9 protein-coding genes are annotated in these 18311 nt (G+C 62.4%); 5 read left to right on the top strand and 4 right to left on the bottom strand.

Going from position 1 to position 18311, the window contains the following annotated elements; translation table 11 throughout:
• The first annotated feature begins 11 nt into the window (after nt 1-11).
• The 5 genes from BM43_RS01060 (at nt 12) to BM43_RS01040 (ending at nt 14283) form a co-directional block, all read left to right on the top strand.
• A complete protein-coding gene (locus tag BM43_RS01060; protein WP_036052794.1) occupies nt 12-989 on the top strand; it encodes an ATP-binding protein in 978 nt (325 codons plus the stop codon).
• Entirely contained in the window at nt 958-1611 is a 654-nt protein-coding gene (locus tag BM43_RS38145; RefSeq protein WP_230676314.1) for a hypothetical protein, read from the top strand. Before BM43_RS01060 ends, BM43_RS38145 begins: the two co-directional genes overlap by 32 nt.
• Nucleotides 1612-1822: 211 nt before the next feature.
• On the top strand, nt 1823-11101 hold the full coding sequence (locus tag BM43_RS01055; RefSeq protein WP_155296510.1) for a hemagglutinin repeat-containing protein: 9279 nt from the start codon (nt 1823-1825) through the stop codon (nt 11099-11101).
• 384 nt (nt 11102-11485) lie between these two features.
• Nucleotides 11486-13225: a ShlB/FhaC/HecB family hemolysin secretion/activation protein gene (locus BM43_RS01045; RefSeq protein WP_036052799.1), complete on the top strand. Its 1740-nt coding sequence runs from the start codon at nt 11486-11488 to the stop codon at nt 13223-13225.
• A complete protein-coding gene (locus BM43_RS01040) occupies nt 13225-14283 on the top strand; it encodes a DUF746 domain-containing protein (RefSeq protein WP_080741999.1) in 1059 nt (352 codons plus the stop codon). Before BM43_RS01045 ends, BM43_RS01040 begins: the two co-directional genes overlap by 1 nt.
• A gap of 432 nt (nt 14284-14715) precedes the next feature.
• Here the strand turns inward: BM43_RS01040 and BM43_RS01035 are convergent, their stop codons facing one another.
• From BM43_RS01035 to BM43_RS01020, 4 genes are all read right to left on the bottom strand, one after another.
• Nucleotides 14716-15603, bottom strand: a complete 888-nt coding sequence (locus BM43_RS01035) for a hypothetical protein (protein WP_036052800.1) — start codon at nt 15601-15603, stop codon at nt 14716-14718.
• Nucleotides 15604-15926: 323 nt separating this feature from the next.
• A complete protein-coding gene (locus BM43_RS38140) occupies nt 15927-16250 on the bottom strand; it encodes an Arc family DNA-binding protein (RefSeq protein WP_080742000.1) in 324 nt (107 codons plus the stop codon).
• Between the two features lie 473 nt (nt 16251-16723).
• Nucleotides 16724-17719 (bottom strand): AraC family transcriptional regulator ligand-binding domain-containing protein, encoded by a 996-nt coding sequence (locus BM43_RS01025; protein WP_230676315.1) that lies wholly within the window; start codon nt 17717-17719, stop codon nt 16724-16726.
• Between the two features lie 31 nt (nt 17720-17750).
• Nucleotides 17751-18227 (bottom strand): GNAT family N-acetyltransferase, encoded by a 477-nt coding sequence (locus BM43_RS01020; RefSeq protein WP_042284296.1) that lies wholly within the window; start codon nt 18225-18227, stop codon nt 17751-17753.
• Nucleotides 18228-18311 lie beyond the last annotated feature (84 nt).

The raw sequence follows: 18311 nt of genomic DNA, 5'->3' as shown, positions 1-18311 counted from the left end.
AGGAGGACATCATGTCCATCGAGATTCCACGTCCCATCGATCCTTCGCTCCATCCACTGGCGACCGGCAATTATCGGATCGCGACACCGGCGATCGAAGCGCTCTACGAGCTCGTCATGAAATGCCTACGCTACCGGATCATGGGCGCGCTCATCTACGGCCTTCCCCGCCTCGGCAAGACCCGCGCCATCGAATATATACGGCTCCTGCTGGCCCGGAATATGCCGAAGTTGACGATTTACCACGCGCAGTGTGAGCACAAGCCCTCTCACGCCGAAGGACCGTTCTTTGTGAACCTGCTGGAAGCCGTCGGCGACCACGCACCCAATGCCGGCACCAACTCGACCAAGCGCATGCGCCTGACGCTACGCATCCGCGAGGCGGCGGCTCGAGCCGGTAGCGGCACGGTGCTGCTATTCTGCGACGAAGCGCAGCGCTACAACGACAACGAATACGAGTGGTTACGCGACGTGCACGACGCACTCGACCGGCAGCAGATCAAGCTTTTTACGTTTCTGGTCGGCCAGCAGGAAATTCTTGCGCAGAAAACCGCGATGCAAATCGCCGGCAAGACGCAGATTGTCGCGTGGCTGATGGTCGAGGAGTTGGCCTTCTACGGAGTCCGCAATGTGGACGACGTCGCCACGAGCCTAAACGGCTACGATCGTACCGCGTATCCCGAAGGCAGCGAGTGGAATTTCACGCGCTTCTACTTGCCCCGGGCGTTCGACGCGGGTTATCGGCTCGCCGACGACGCAGCCGTGATGTGGCAAGCGTTCGAGGATGCGCATCATCGCGCGAGCTTGCCCGGCCGGCTCGAAATCCCGATGGAGTCGTTTGTGCGGGCCGCCGAGATCGTGCTCAAAGACAGCGAGCTCAACGACGCGCCTGGCTACTGTCCCGATGCGGCATTGTGGGCCCACGCCGTGCACCATTCTGGTTACGTCCAGTCGCGTCATGCAACCGGCCGCGTACTCGCCACCGTATGATCGGTCAGCGGGCGCCGGATCGTACAACTTCCCGATTCTGACGCTCGACGAGCAGCGCCTAACACCGTCGCTGGGCTATATTTTTGACAAGCGGTGGTTGGATCCGTGCGAATCGCTCGTATCGATCCTGTGGAAGTTCGAAACGGTGAACGCCCTCCCGGGCCTCGTCGTGGCGCGGTTGATGGGACCGGACATCGATCCCAACGAGGGCGTCACGCCCCAGTTAGGCCTGGTCGACCTTGCACGCTTGCGTCGCACGCTCGGCATTCCGATCGCGCCGCTCGAGATCGCACTCCTGCATCCCAGTCAGCGGCGCCGATATAGTCCGCTGTTCCGGTACTGCCGAAACTGTATCTCGCGTGGTTATCACAGCGTGCTGCATCAGATGCTAATGTTCCATCACTGCCCGGCGCACTATCGTCCATTGGAAACGGCGTGCCGACGCTGCGGATATGAGGCGCCTTATAAGGTGAACGTGTTGTTGTTGGAGTCCCCGCATCGCTGCGCGTTCTGCGGCTGCAGCTACGGCGGCGACGGATGGTCGCCCGATCGCGCCCGGCCGATGCGGGCGAAACATCGCATTGCCTTCACGCGGCGGTACTACGACCGGCATTTGGGATAGGGTTCGTCTCCGATCGGTCGGCGGCCGGGTTTCCCGACGTGCCAGAGCATTCTTCGGTCGCCCGATGGGATGGCCGTTTTTTCCTTTGCTTTCGAAATTCTGTTTTGTCGTTTTCCATTAACGGTTTAGCAATGGTTGACAGTTATTTGTCGGGATATCGGTAAGCTCGTACCCGATAAACAACGAATGGACGCAGGCCGCGTCGACGAGAATGAATAAAAACGCGCATCGCCTGGTGTACTCCAGGCTTCGGGGAATGGTGGTGGCCGTTGCGGAGACGGCAACTGCCGAGGGGAAATCGGCAACGGGTGAGGCACGCGCACGGCGACGCGCGTCAACGTCCGGCGTTCGTGCCGTGGTGGCCGGTGTCGCCGCGCTCGGCATGCTGCCTACCCTGTCCGATGCGCAGATCGTGCCGACGCCGGGCACCAGCACGCACGTGATCCAGACGCCGAACGGCTTGCCTCAAGTCAACGTGGCCGCGCCGTCGGGCGCCGGCGTCTCGGTCAACACCTACAACCAGTTCGACGTCCAAAAAGCTGGCGCGATTCTGAACAACTCGGCCACGATGGTCCAGACGCAGCAGGCCGGCTGGATCAATGGCAACCCGAATTACGGCCCCGGCCAGGCCGCGCGCATCATCGTCAACCAGGTCAACAGCCCTAACCCCTCCCAAATTCGGGGTGCTTTGGAGATTGCCGGCGCTCGCGCCGAGTTGGTGCTGGCGAATCCATCAGGCATCCTCGTGGACGGTGGAAGTTTCGTGAATACGAGCCGCGCGACCTTGACCACCGGCGTGCCATTCTATGGTGCCGATGGCTCGCTCGCTGGCTACACCGTCAACCGGGGACTCGTGACGGTGGCCGGCGCCGGCCTGAACGCGGCCAATATCGACCAGGTGGACCTCATCGCCCGGGCGGTTCAGGTGAACGCGGCCGTCTACGCGAAGAACCTCAACGTGGTGGCCGGCGCGAACCAGGTCAACCACGACACGCTGGCCGCGACATCGATTGCCGGCGACGGTCCCGCCCCGGCGGTCGCGATCGACGTGAGCCAGTTGGGCGGCATGTATAGCAACCGGATCTTCCTCGCCTCGAACGAGAACGGGGTGGGCGTGGCGAACGCCGGGACGATCGCTGCGCAGGCCGGTGACTTGACGCTGCAGTCGAACGGGCGGCTCGTGTTGACGGGCAAGACCACGGCGAGCGGTAACCTCGCGCTGTCGGCCGCGGGTGGCGTCCAGAACAACGGCACGACCTACGCCCAGCAGTCGGCGTCGGTGAATACGACCGCCGACGTGACGAACACCGGGACGCTCGCCGCGCAGCAGAATACGACCGTGCACGCGGGCAGCGTCGATTCGACCGGCACGCTCGGCGCGGGCGTGAACAATGACGGCACGGTCGGACGCGGCGGCGATCTGAATTTGACGGCCTCGGGTCAACTGAGCGCCACCGGCCAGAACGTCGCGGGCGGTAACGCGTCGCTGAGCGGCGACAACGTGAGTCTCGCCGGCAGCCAGACCGCGGCGAACGGCAATCTGTCGCTGAACGCGACGGCCGGCGACGTGAATCTCGCCAACGCGGTGACGAGCGCCCAGGGCGCCGTCGCGGCGAACGCGTCGGATACCGTGATCAACGATCACGGCAGCCTGTCGAGCGGCGGCGGCACCACGCTTTCCGGCGGCGGCCTCTCGAACCAGGGCGGCCAGGTGTCGTCACAAGGCCCGCTGGCGGTCAACGTGGCCGGCCAGGTCGCCAACCAGTCCGGCGAAATGGTGTCCGAGAGCACGGCGGACGTGCAGGCCGGTGCCATCGCGAACAACCAGGGCACCCTCCAGAGCGCAGCCGGCATGACGGTGGCGGGCGCATCGCTGGACAATTCCGCAGGTCGGATCACGTCACTCAACGCCGACGGCCTGTCGATCACAACGCGTGGTCAACTGACCAATGCAGCCGGTACGACGGCGAACGGTGGACAAGGCGGCGTCATGGGCGGCAACGGCGCTGTCACCGTGCAAGGCGGCAGCGTTGTGAATCACGGGACGATCACGTCCAATACGAATCTCCGTGTCTCGGGCCAGTCGGTCGACAACGGCAGCGGCACCCTGCAGGCCGCCCAGACCGTTGCGGTCGAGGCCGGCGCACGTCTGACCAACGACGGCGGTTCGATTGCTGGTCAAACGGCGACACTCAGCGCAACGACGCTCGACAACAGCGCCGGCACCGTGCAGGCCGATCAGGTCTCGTTGAATGCCACCGACCTGCTGAACCATGGCGGCACGATCACGCAGACCGGCGCCGGCGCAATGGGCGTCAACGTGTCGGGCACGCTCGACAACGCCAGCGGCGGCACGTTGCAGACCAACAGCACCGATCTGACGCTCGCGCCGGCGGTACTGAAGAACGACGGCGGCACCATCACTCATGCCGGCACCGGCACGCTGACGCTTGGCAGTCAATCCGGCTCGGTATCGAACGTGGGCGGCTCGATCGCGAGCAACGGGCGCATCGCCGCGCAAACTGGCTCACTGGACAATACGTCGGGATCCATCAACGCGCAAACGGGTTTGACGGCAACCGTTGCCGGCGTGCTGACCAATGCGAACGGCAAGCTGTTGTCGAACACGGACCTCAGGACCGCCAGCGGCACGCTGACGAACGACGGCGGCCAGATCGGCGCGGGCACGAGCGCGACAATCCACACGGGTTCGATGACGAATCAGAGCGGCTCGATCGTTGCGCCGACTCTGTCGGTTACGACCGACTCGACGCTGGACAACAGCGTCGGCAAGCTCGAGGCCAATCAGCTCGCGCTGACGGCGGCGAATCTCACGAACCACGGCGGCACGATCACGCAGTACGGTTCGTCGGCAATGGGCATGAACGTCAGCGGCACGCTCGATAACTCGGCCGCCGGCGTGATTCAGACCAACAGTATGGACCTGACGCTCACGCCAGCCGAGTTGAACAATTCGGGCGGCACCATTACACATGCCGGTACCGGCACGCTGACGATCGCACCGGGCAATGGATCTAATGCGCTGAACAACGCGTCGGGCACCATCGTGACGAAGGGGCAAGCGATCGTCAACGCCGGCAGCTGGAATAACGCGAGCGGCATCCTGGCGGCGCAGCGCGGCATCAACGCCACCATTGCGGGCGGCGTCAACAACGCACAGGGTTTGCTGCAATCAGATGCGTCGCTGTCGTTGAAGAACGGTGGCGTCCTGTCGAACCAAGGCGGCCACATCCAGGCGGGGCAGTCGAGTGCGGCCGACACCAGCACGCTCGATATTCAATCGGCGTCGATCGACAACGCGGACGGCGCCATTGTCGACCTTGGCACCGGCAAGATGACCGTGCAAGGCGGCAGCCAGATCGCGAACAGCCACACCGGCGGCGTAGCGGGCATGGGCGCGATTACCGGCAACGGCAACGTGACGGTCAGTGCCGCGTCGATCAGCAACACCCAAGGCGGCCAGCTCAGCGGCGCGGCGCTGCATGTGCAAGGCAACACCCTCGACAACAGCGGCGGCGCCATTGGCAACGTCACGAATTCGAACGGCGATGTGGACGTCACGACGAGCGGCGCAATTTCGAACACGAATGGCCAGATCAGCTCGACGCACGACTTGTCGGTCGCGGCGGCCACGCTGCAAGGCGGCGGTACCTACAGCGCGACGCATGACGCGAACGTGAACCTGCAGGGCGACTATACGGCGGCAGCCGACACCCAGTTCAATGTCGGCCATGACCTTGCCTTCACGCTGCCCGGCACCTTCACGAACAACGCGAACCTGCAGTCGGTCAACAACCTGAGCGTCGACGCGGGCAATATCGTGAATGCGGGCGCCTTGACGGCGGGCGGCCTGCTGCACACGCAATCCGCCAATCTCACCAATACCGGCGCACTCGTGGGCGCCAGCGCGTCGTTGAGCGCAACCAACACGATCGCGAATCTCGGCCCGGCCGCGCTAATTGGCGGCTCAGACAGCAACGGCACGCTCGAGCTCCTCGCGCGCGACATCGAGAACCGCGACGACACGAGCTCGGCCGATACGATGGCCACGACCGCCATCTTCGGCATGGGCAAGGTCGTGCTGGCGGGCGGCAAGGATGCGAGCGGCAATTACACGAACGCCGCGCGGGTGAACAACGCGTCGGCGCTGATCCAGTCCGGCGGCAATATGGCATTGCACGCCGACACGATCACGAACACGCGCCGGCTCATGACGACCTCGACGAGTTCCATCGATCCCTCGCTGCTCGGGCAGTTCGGCATTCCGGTCAGCGGCCGCACGGGCCAGATCGGTGTGAAGGATCCGGACAGCATCGGCGGCGTCTACACCGAGCCGCCCCACGGCGGGCAGTGGAACAGCACGTATCAGTTCACGACCTACTATGCCGACAGTGCAACGGCGACCACTGTAACCGGCCTCAGTGCGGCTGGCCAGATCGTGTCGGGTGGGAACATCGACGCGTCTTCGGTCGGCACGCTGCAGAACTATTGGAGCCACATCGCGGCGGTCGGCGACATCCAGATGCCGGCGCGCTACGACGCGGACGGTTGGGCGGCATCCGGCCAGGCACTGCCGGGCGTGACGGTCTCCTACTCGGGGCAGTATCACTACAACAACTACGACAATACCGAACATGATTGGCAGTTGCCATTCGGCAATGCGCCGTTCGTTGGCGGTCGCCCGGGCGGGTACACGCAGGCGGCACCGGCTGATATCCGGGACTACAAGCTGCCGAGCTACGACTCGACGCTGAGCGCGAACGGCACGATTTCGGGTACGGGCGTGAGCGTCAACAACACGGCCGGCAACGCCTCGACGCCTCCGCTGGGCTTGCTGCCAGGGCAATCGGTGCCGGGACTCACCCCGATCGGCCTGAGCGGTAACGCGAGTGGCGCGACATCGGGTACCACGTCCGTGCACGGCGGCTCGCCGGCGCCGGTCGATCCGATCATCGCCAGTGCCACGGCGCTGAACGTCCTGAATAATCTCACCATTCCGCAAGGGGGTTTGTTCAAACCGACGACGGCACCGAATGCGAGCTACGTGATCGAGACGAACCCGGCCTTCACGAATCAGAAGAATTTCATCTCGAGCGACTACTTCTTCAGTCAGATCGGCGTGGACCTCACGCACATCCCGAAGCGCCTGGGCGACGGCTTCTACGAGCAGCAGCTCGTGCGCAACGAAGTCACGGCGCTGACGGGCAAGGCGGTATTGGGGCCGTATGCCGACCTGGACACGATGTATCAGTCGCTGATGGCAGCCGGTGCGGATCTGTCGAAGTCGCTCGATCTGCCCATCGGCGCAAGCCTGTCGGCCGACCAGGTCGCGAAGCTGACCAACAACGTGGTCATGATGGAGACGCGCGTGGTCGATGGCCAGTCGGTGCTGGTGCCGGTCGTGTATCTCGCGAAAGCGAGCCAGCAGAACGTCAATGGCCCACTGATCAGCGCGACGAACATTGACTTCCAGAACGCGCAGTCGTTCACGAACAGCGGCACGATCCAGGCGGACAACACGCTGGCGATCCAGGGCAAGCAGATCGACAACGCGTTCGGCACGCTGCAAAGCGGTGGGCTGATGTCGCTCAACACCGAGAACAACATCGACCTGACCTCGGCCAATGTGAAGGCCGGCAGCCTGCAGTTGGACGCGGGTAAGGACCTGATTCTCGACACGGCGACGAACACCAGCACACGCGTGAGCCGTGATGGCGCGACGAGCGTGGTGACGACGCTTGGGCCGACCGCGAAACTGGATGTCGCGGGCAATGCGTCGATCGTGACGGGCGGCAATGTCCAGCAGAATGCGGGCAACCTGTCGGTGGGCGGCAATCTCGGCATGAATGTCGGCGGCAACTGGGGTCTCGGTGCGGTGCAGACCGGCGAGCACAAGATCGTGCAGCGGGCCAATGGCGTGTCGAATACCGACATCAACCAGGTGACCGGCAGCTCGGTGACGGTCGGTGGGCAGTCGAGTATCGGTGTGGGTGGCGATTTGACGGCCAAGGGTGCACAGATCGACCTCGGCCAGGGCGGGACGATCGTGGCCAAGGGCAACGTGACGCTCGGCGCGGCAAGCGCGACCTCGACCGTGAACAGCAACAGCTCGGGAAGCGACAGCCACGGCAGTTACGCGGAGACGCTGCATACGGCGGATCAGGCACTGACGGGGACGACGCTCAAGGGCGGCGACACGGTGAATATCGTGTCGGCTAAGGACATCACGCTCTCCGGCAGCGCGATCAGCCTGGACAAGGGCAACGCGAACCTGCTGGCCGCCGGCGACGTGAATATCAGCGCGGCGACCGAAACGCATGAGCTGAACTCGCACGAAACGCACAGCCACAGCAACGTCGTGAGCGGTTCGAAGGTGGCGAGCGGGATTGACCAGACGATGACGTTGAATCATGGCAGTCTGGTTTCCGCGGACGGCGTGAATGTCGTCTCTGGAAAGGACGTCAATGTTCAGGGTAGTACTATCGTCGGAACGAATGACGTTGCCCTCACTGCCGCGCGCAACGTGACGGTGACTACTTCGCAAGATACCTTGCAGTCGTCGGAGTATTATCAAAAGAAGGAGTCGGGCCTGATGTCGGGCGGTGGCCTGTCGGTGTCAGTTGGCAGCAGTTCGCTGAAAACGACCAGCCAGGCGAACGAGGTGTCGAACAACGGCAGCACGATCGGTTCGCTGAACGGCAACCTGAGCATCACGGCGGGGAACGACCTGCATGTGACCGGCAGCGACCTGATCGCGGCGCAGAATCTGAGCGGCACGGGCGCGAACGTCACGATCGACGTCGCGCAGGACACGCGTCACCACGGTGAGACGCAGGACGTGTCGAAGAGCGGCCTGACGCTGGCGCTGAAGGCCCCGGTGATCGATGCCGTATCGAATGCCGTGGATCAATCGCGTGCGGCTGGCAGTAGCCAGGATGGGCGCGCGGCAGCACTGCACGGAATGGCGGCGGCCAGTGCGGCGTGGGATGCGAATATGGCCGCGGGCGATCTGGTCAATACGCTGGGCGCAGGCCAGACACCCCAGTTCAAGGTCGAAGTCAGCCTTGGCAGCAGCCATAGTCAGAGCGCGTTCACCGAGGACAGCGTGACGAATCGCGGCTCCAGCGTTACCGCGGGCGGTACCGCGGCGTTTGCGGCGACGGGCAATGGCCAGCCCAGCAGCGGGAATGTGACGATCGCCGGTTCGAACGTTAACGCGAACGATGTGATACTGGCGGCGAAGAATCAGATCAATATTCACAATACGACGGACACCGACTCGACGCGCAGCACGAACGAGTCGAAGAGCGCGAGCGTAGGGGTATCGGTCGGCACAGGGGGCTTCGGCGTGTCGGCGGCGATGTCGAAGGCCAACGGCGATGGCAACAGCGATCTGGCCACGCAGAACAACAGCCATGTGAATGCTGCAAACAGCGTGACGATGATTTCGGGTGGCGACACGAACATCATCGGGTCGAACGTGACGGGCAACCAGGTGAACGCCGAGGTGGGCGGGAATCTGAACGTTGCCAGCGTGCAGGACACGTTGTCGAGCGCGGCGCATCAGTCGAGTACGGGTGGCGGCTTCAGTGTCAGTCAGGGCGGCGCCAGCGCAAACTTCAGCCAGAGCAAGGGCAACGCATCGGGCAATTACGCGGGCGTCAACGAGCAAGCCGGGATCCGCGCGGGCGATGGTGGCTTTAACATCAATGTCACCGGCAATACCGACCTGAAAGGTGGCCTGATCGCCAGCGACGCGGAGGCGTCGAAGAATTCCCTGACGACGGGGTCGCTCACCTTCTCGGACATCCAGAACCAATCGCACTACGACGCGAGCTCAAGCGGCTTCAGCGCGGGTGCGACAACTGGCGATGGCGGGATGAACTACAGCACGCATGGCAGTGCGTCGGGCAAGAATGCCGGCGGTGCGGCGCCCATGCTGGGCCAGAACGATAGCAGCAGCGACAGCGCTATAACGAAGAGTGGTGTCAGCGCCGGCACGGTCACGATCACGGATTCGGCAAACCAGAAGCAGGATGTGGCGAGCCTGAACCGCGATACGACGAACACGAACGGAACGGTTGCCAAGCTACCCGACATGCAGAACCTGCTGGCCAATCAGGCGGACATGATGGCCGCGGCCAGCGCGGCTGGCGAAGCGGTGTCGCGCCGGATCGGAGACTACGCGGACAAGATGATGAAAGACGCGGCCGCCAATGGTGACCAGGCTGGCGTCAATGCATGGAAGGAAGGTGGCGCGAATCGCGCGCTGATGCAAGGCGCTGGGGCGGCGCTGGTAACGGGATTGGCGGGTGGGAATGCAGTCGGCGGTGCTGCCGGCGCGGCGATCGCGTCGATTGCATCGGGCAAGTTGAACGAGCTGAGCAACGCGATCGCGGGGAGCGACCCGACTGGCAATGCCAACATGAATCAGGCGCTGGGCAACATCGTGGCGAACGCGCTGGCAACGGGAGCTGGTGCGGCGGTGGGTGGTGAGTCGGGTGCGTTCTCTGGGTACAACGTGGACCGGTTCAACCGGCAACTCCATCCTGACGAAAGACAGTGGGCGCAGGACAAGGCGAAGGACTTCGCGAAGTTTTATGAAGACAAGACCGGGAAGGCACTTACCGCGGAGCAAGCACAGAATATGCTGCTCGCGAACGGCTATCGTTTAGTGGACTCGGCGGCAAGCAAGGGGCCAGGGGGCGACGCAACTGCGGTGGCGTATATTAGTCAGAACAGTGGTGGGCTATTCCGCGCGACGTCGGCAGAGTACAACAGTCCGTTCTTGTCTGGGAACAAGGACGGCTCACTGACGCCGGAGCAGAGGGCGTTACCGGGTGCGGTGGCCAATCCAAAGGCCGGACTAGTCATTGCCGGCGGGCTGGTAACTGCTGGACTGGCGCCAGAGATTGCTGCCGGATTAGCCGCTATCCCTGGAGCGCCAATTTTTGGTTCCACCGGGGCTTTGGGGGCCAGCTCGTGGGCGTCGCCTGTTGGTATTGGTGTTCTATCTGGTGGTGTAAACGCGACTTCACAGTACATTCAGAATGGCACTGTCAATCCAGTCGATGTCGGGTATGCTGCAATAGCTGGCGGAGCTGGGACTTACACCAAATTTTTTGGGAATGTCGTAATAAACGCAGTGACAGGCGCTCTTGATACTATCACTAACAATGCGATTTTTGGGAAACACGACAGCGTTGCAACCGGTGCAGCGGTGAACGCGGGCGCGGCGACTATCGGCTATGGGACGGGACTCGCCATGCAAAACCTAATTTCTGCGTTGGCGAAGTCAGGGATGGGTAGCTTCGGTTGGTCCGGGACCGGAGTTTGGGCGGGATCATCGGGACAGAATCTGTTCAATCCGAACAATGTTCCTGCAATCGGTGCCGGCATTGGTGGTGCCGCTGGTGGCGAGGCAGGAACAAAAGAGATAAACGATGCCAAATCTCGCCTTGGGAAATAGAAAATGCTTAGATTGATTGTCTTATACTTGGCCTCCTTCTTGCTGTCGCTTCTGTGCTTTGCTTCCATAAAAGCATTTGTAATGATTTTTATGGTCTATTTTTATGGCGATATTTTCTCGTGGGCGAGCAAAGACACCAGATTCGTTTTGGTGAATGGCGTACTGCTGGGGATTGTTTTTTGTGTTTTCGCAACGATGGCTTTTGTGAGAAAAAAATGATCCTCGATCATAATGAATATCCAACTCAATCGGAAATTGCGCGACTATTATGTAACTCAAGCGGCGCGGACCGTGCTGATGCCTGGATGCAAACGATCGGAAGTGAATCATTGATAGATCGCACTCCCCAGCCGTAGTACGCGATCGCATACCTAGAAAAAACACATGAAAACGATTTGTCGGGGGAAGTCTGTAGCGACAGCACTGCTGCTTATCGCGACTGGTGTGTCAGCGCAGGAAGGTCCGCGCCTGATTGTTCCAGGTAACGACCAGCAAACTAGACAACAGGAGGAGGCGCGTGAGCGTGAGCGGACGGTTTCTGCACCCGGGGTGCGTCCGGGGGTGACCGCGAGCGCCGAGTATCCGACGTTGCCGTCGGAAATGCCGTGCTTTCGCATCGACCGTTTCTCACTCGACGTGCCCGACGCGCTGCCCGCGTCCGTGAAAGCGCATGGCGCATCGGCATTGCCGATGGATCGGTTCGCATTCGCGCGCGAATGGCTTGACCGCTACACCGCCCAGTGTATCGGTAAACAGGGCCTCGACGTGCTCGTCAAGGGGTTGCAGCAGGCTATTCTCGCTCGCGGCTACGTCAGCACGCGCGTGCTGCTGCCGGAGCAGGATCTGTCGACCGGCATTCTGAAATTATCCTTGATCCCTGGTGTGATCCGCCACGTGCGCCTTGCCGACGAAACACTACGCGGCACCTGGAAAACAGCCTTCCCGACGCGCGACGGCGAGCTGCTGAACCTGCGCGACCTCGAGCAGGGCCTTGAGCAGATGAAGCGCGTGTCGAGCCAGGACGTATCGATGCAGATCGTGCCGGCCGACGTGCCGGGCGAGAGCGACGTCGTGCTCGACGTTAAGCGCGGCAAGCCCTGGACTGTGGTCACGTCGATCGACAACTCGGGCACGCGTGCGACCGGCCGGCTGCAGGGCAACCTGTCGCTCGGCATCGACAACCCCCTGGGCCTGAACGACATCTTCAACATTGGCGTGAGCCAAGATCTCGAATTCGGCGACAAGCGGCTCGGCTCGCACGGCTGGAACGGCTTCTATTCGATTCCGTGGGGCTACTGGACCGCGACGCTCTCGGCGTACACGAACACGTACTACCAGCAGATCGCCGGCGTGAACCAGACGTTCGTCGCCAGCGGCAACTCGAAGACCGTCGATTTCAAGCTGAACCGTGTGCTGTCGCGCAGCCAGAACGACGTGTTTGGCGCGCAGATCCGGCTGTCGCGCCGGTTCGGCCAGAGCTTCATCGAAGACACCGAAATCCCGCAACAGCGCCGCAACAACACGTTCATCGAGTTCGGCCTGACCGATCGGCACTACTTCGGCAACGCGCAGTTCGACGGGACGCTCGCCTACCGGCAGGGGATCGGCGCATTCGGCGCGCATGACGACAGCCTGGCGGCCGACGGCGGCCCGACCAACCGCTACAAGATGGCGGTGCTCGACGCGAACCTATCGGTGCCGTTCGTGATCGCGCAGCAGCCATTTCGATACGTCACGACGTTTCACGGCCAGTACACCGGCAACACGCTGTACTACATCGATGACCTGACGATCGGCAGCCGCTACACCGTGCGCGGCTTTGATGGAGAGACGATGCTCGCCGCGGCACGCGGCTTCTACTGGCGCAACGAGCTGCAGGCGCCGATCGGCCAGACGGGGCTGGCGGCCTACGCCGGCCTCGACTATGGTCGGGTGTGGGGCCCGCAGCCGATCGTGCTGGTTGGCACCCAGCTGGCCGGAGCGGTGATCGGCGTCAAGGGCAGCGTTGCGACGCGCTTCGGCGCCTACGGCTACGACCTGTTCGCCGGTACGCCGGTGTACAAGCCGGCCGGCTTCCCGACCGCGCGCGTGACGCTCGGGTTTCAACTGACGGCCCAGTTCTGATGAGAACGCGCGCGAGTTCAAGTCGCCCGACACTTCGCCATCCCGACGACACGGGCGAAGACAAGGAGCTGACCGCGTTCCTGAACGCGCATATCGCGACTGTCCTGTCGGCCAGCCACGAACCGCGTCCGCGTTGCCCGCGCTGCGGTGGTACGCACATTACCAACGAGGGAGTTAGGACGCGCCAGAGCGGCAGGCTGCCGATGTTCGAGTGCCAGGCGTGCCATCGCGTATTCGGCCGCACCGCCGGCACACCACTCGGCGAGAAGCATCTCAAGAAGCTCGATCTGTTCGTGTCGCTGCTTTCGCAACCGCTTTCCTGCGTCGAGGCGGGTGAACGGCTGGGAAGCCTGCCGTCTGATATCGGGCAGCGTGTGAGGGACTGGCGCGCGTGGTTGCGACGGCTCGATCCGAGCGGCACTTGGGAGCGACGGATTCGGCTCGGCGGGCGACCGACCGAAATCGTTGCCATGCCGCTGGCCTTCGAGGAGATCGGCGCGCGCGAGGATCTCGCGTTGACGGGGCGTCTGACGAGCGAGTTTGACGAACTGAACTCGATGAGCCACCAGGCGCCGAGTTGCGTAGACTGCGGCAGTCGCGCGACGCGCTTCGACGAACATATGCCGGGCGCCTTTCCGCGTTTCAAATGCGCGAACTGCGGGACGAAGTTCACTCGGCGCCGCGGCACGCCGTTCCTCAACACGAAGGCCACCTCGCTCGAGCGCATGCGGTTGTTCATTCGACACCTGGCGTTGCCCCTGTCGTTCATGCAGGTCTCGGACATTGTCGTGATCAGCCCCGCGCTGGCGCGCAAATGGCGCCAGATGTTTGTCGACTTCGCAGACCAACTGGAGCCGGGCGGGAGCTTGTCGGATCGGATTCGACTGGGGGTGGAGCCCACCGAGACGACGCCTTGCCCGTATTGCGGCCGGACAGGCAGCGCGCAGCGAACAGAGAGCGGACACTGGTCGTGTGCGGGATGCGGCCGGCTGTTCTCGATGCGTCGCGAAGTGATCGAGAAGGGTGGCCGATTGCAGATTGTGCCCGATGAGGGGTAAGCGCTCCGGGTAGTACTGGAAGAGCCAACTGACCTAGGGTCGCTTAACGGCGGCTCCGTCTTCCCAGGGGCGTAATGTGCCTCGCCCGACCGCGCTATGGCCATCGGCAACGGACTTTTTCCTTGCCGCTGGGAGGGTAAGTTTTCTTATCTTAACGCTACATTGGAAGGATCAAACTCAGATTTGATCCAGCGCGTGACGGGGGCTGTCAGCGCTGCAACGGCACTACGGGGAGTTGACACTGGGCTTCGCAAAGCCGCGGCCAGTGACAACTTTAATTCGCGACGTGCAACGTCGTGATTTCACGACGGTTTCGTCCTTCATCGCCGGCGCGAGGCAGCGAAGTGACATCTTTACTTCGCAAACGGTGACAATTTTAATTTGGTCTACGCCACGCAAGCTTCGGTCGGCGCCTAGCCGACCTTCGGCTCTTCAGTGGGTGGGCTTATCGGTGTAGCGCGGCCGGGCCAACTGCTCGCACAGCCAGGCGTCATCGGCTACCGCGGCGATGAGGGACGACGGGACGTTAAACCATCGTAGCCCGAATTCTTCGTCGTCTGCCGGGTTCTTGCGACGCCGATACCATTCTGCGAGCCCTCGCTGGACCCGATGCGGCTCTAAGTCCTCGCCGGTCTTACGCCAGAACTCGGCGGTGCGTGCGGTACTCACGCGAATAAGCGCGCCGTCATCGATTTCCGCGATGTCGACGCGCTTGCCTTGCTGCACCCCTGTCGAAATTAGCTGCAGGACCTGCCTGGGTACCGTTGTGTACCCGACGCGCACCTTGCGCAGTTCCGCCGTATCCCCGAAGCGAGATGCCAGCCAGACCACGGCAGCGATTAGGCGATGATGGCCGTTTGTGCATTGCACGGCGCCACCGCGTGCGTACAGTTCGAGCGCGCCGTTCGCCCCCGTCGCCGGGAAGGGTTTTGCGCCAATCTCGGATTCAAAGTAGGCCAAAGCGCGCCCGTCCCAGTCGCTGCACACCAGGCCACCGAACAACTCGCGCCAGGTGGACGCGTTGGGTGCCATCTGTTTGTGCTCGAGCGAGACAATCGACGTCAGCGGGACGTCGAAATATCCCACCTGATAGTCGCGGCGGTTGAGCAGCCAATTCACATGGCGGAATTCCTGCGCCTCGGCCACGGGCCGATAGATGATTCCGTTGCGCGAACACTCAGCGGCGAGGAGGATTTTCGCTTTAATGGGCGCAACAAGGGGAGCCGGCATCGGCAAATACGAGGGCGTCGTGTCAGCGCCAATCTGCTCGGGGCTGCGCAACGGGCGAGACTGGCGAAGCGCGTCTTCGGGTTTCTGCATTCTGGTCTCCATGCGATAGGTTGGGTCGAGCCAGCGGACCGTCCGCTGACCGAGCCGACTCGAACTGCGGCGGACAGGCATTCGGAGAGGGCTGGTGCGTGTAACCCATGGTGTTTATCGACTTGAGCCGGACTTCCTGTAGGCAGCGGAATCAGCGGCGCGTAGCGGGACCGATGGCCAGACCCAAGCATATGCCGGCCGCTCGGTATAGCGCGGCGCGCGCCGCTGCTCATGTACCCTAGGCGAGCCCGCCATTGCGCCCTACGGTCTCGCGAAATGAAAAAGCCCGCTTCGGCGGGCTTTCGTTTTGAGAGCAGGGGCTGTTACCTCTGCATCGTCGCCTCTATGCGGGCGGCGGCAGACAGCAACTCGGTTTCGTTGAACATGTTTGGCCCGAAAGCGATGCGTAGCACGGCCAGGATCTGTTCGACCGACGGCACCGGCTCAGCGACCGGGTGCCCGCCGGCTTTGTGTCGTTGCTTGGCGGCCCTCACTTGCTGGTCGTATTGCTCGCTCTGCGCAATGCTGATCGTCAGGCGGTTGACGATTTCTGCATTGATCGATCGGCGTTGTGCTTCAGCCGAGGCCTTCAGCTGTTCATAGAGGGACCAGGGGAGCCGGTATTGCGAACGGTGTGTGTCTTCCATGCGCCGGATTTGACACTACGAGCGCGGAAATCGTATAGTGACAGTCGTAGTGACATTTGCGCGTCGCTCTCACCGTGCGCTTCTGTCCCTCGGAGCGACGCGGTTCGACGACCGCGTCGCGACCGGCCTACCGGTAGCACCGCAGGCCCCTGTGGCGGTAGGCAAGGCTTGGCCCTTCCTTTGCGAAGGGCTTTTTTTCGTCTGCTCGCACCGTATCAGCGAGCGCACAGCGGCCGAATGCGTCGAGCAGGTTCAGCGGGATCGGGAAGCATGCAGCCGTCAAGCCGCAATGGGTGGCCGCCGGCCGAGAGCGGGTCGACTTGGGGTTGCGACTGCGGGGGCACGCCTGATGCCATATGCCGAAGACAAAGTGCGCGATGTCGTCGAGGCCGCGGGTCAGGTCAGGCCAAAGAGGACTGCCCCGAGCAGGAAATCTCGGTAAAAAATCGGGAGGACAACCGATCGAAAGGCGGCTAGCCACTGATCTTGCTTTTGCTCTTCGCGGTCCACCGATCCTTAGCGCGCTCGAACGCGAACTTGGTCGAGTAGCCGAACATCTTGGAGTGAGCCTCCGGGCCAAACTTCCCCGATTGAAACAGCGGATCCAGTGCGCGCGCGAGCCGCACTTGGTCGAGCAGCGTTCGGAAGCTGAGGCCTGCGTGGCTGAGTTCCCTTTGCATTGACCGCAGGGACATGCCCAGCTCCGCAGCGAGTCCGTGAGCGTCGAGTCGCCCATCGAGACGATGGAGCGTTTGCAGCGCCCGGGTAACGATATGCTCCGGCTGCCAGGCCGCCATCATCGGCTCTTGCCTGGCACACTCCCCCCGGGCAATTTCGAACTCGATCTCGTGATGAAAGGGGAGCTCGGTGTCAAGGTAATGCTTGGGAATCGACAGCGAGGTGGATTGGGCATTGAACACGATCGGGCAGCCCAGAATCCGCGTCAATTCCTCGTGATCGTCCGGTTGTGGAAAGTCGAACTCAGCCCGGATGAACTCCACCGGAGCTCGGGTGGAATCGAGTATCTCCCGCTGCACCGCGGCGAGGCACATCAAAGACGAAAATACCCTGAGGTCCTGACGGTAGGCATAGCCGTCCAGCAGGAAGACCGCGTCGCTTCCAATCTCATGAAACGAAATCTTGAAGTAGGAGATTGCCAACAGAGGGTGCGAAAAACCAAGGCTCATGGCCGCGCGGAGGGTCGGGGCGACGAGCATGGCGTGTCCGCGCACGCCGTACGCCGTGATCGGTATTGCCTTGCCGATCAGCGCGCCGGTGATGTCCGTCCCGGTGAGCCGCTGCGCATTCGCGAAGACGATCATCTCTTGCTCGTGCGAAATGATCATGTCCGGCCGGCTCAGGTCGCTTTCCGTGATGCCACTCTCCGCAATGAGATCCGAGACCGGGACACCGCGCTTTTGGAGAAGCCGGATCGCGATGATGGCCGTGTGAAGCGGCGCGGGTCGCATGCTAGCAAGGTCGGCCCCGAGAGTCGGCCGCCTAGTCATCGCGCCCGTCCAAGATGCGTTTGGTGAAGATGACCTGGGTGCCGTACTCGTCCAGACCGCCCCGCGTCCATCCCTGCCGTTGATAGAACGTGTCGGCTCGGGAGCCCGGATCCGTGACGAGCGTAAGGACGTCCACGCCAGCTGCACGGCTCATTTCGATCGCGCGGTCCAGCAATGCCTTGCCGATCCCCAGACGCTGGTATTCCGGGCGAACGAAGAGCGCTGATATCATCGGTTTCGAGGTAATCAGAATCATCATTGCGCCTGCCGCAACACCTGAACGTCGATCGATGCAAATTGCCCCGCCTGAAGAGTTGATGTTCTCCAAGACGACTTCGCGCTGCAGCAGGTGTATCTGGTGAGGATGGATGCGGTTTTCAGTGACCGAGAATCGAATGTCGTAGTAGTCGCCGATGTCGCTTGGGACGATTCGCCGGATCAAGAAGTTTTCGGTGTCGAGATTTGCCATAAATGCGTCAGGTTTGCCTGTAGAAAATGACAGTATCACCTTAGTTTCAGTGATGATTTAAGGAGATATTTCTGCGCCCATTCG

It is taken from the genome of Burkholderia gladioli (assembly GCF_000959725.1).
Classification (GTDB): Bacteria; Pseudomonadota; Gammaproteobacteria; order Burkholderiales; family Burkholderiaceae; genus Burkholderia; species Burkholderia gladioli.
This window is presented reverse-complemented; position numbering and strand designations above follow the sequence as displayed.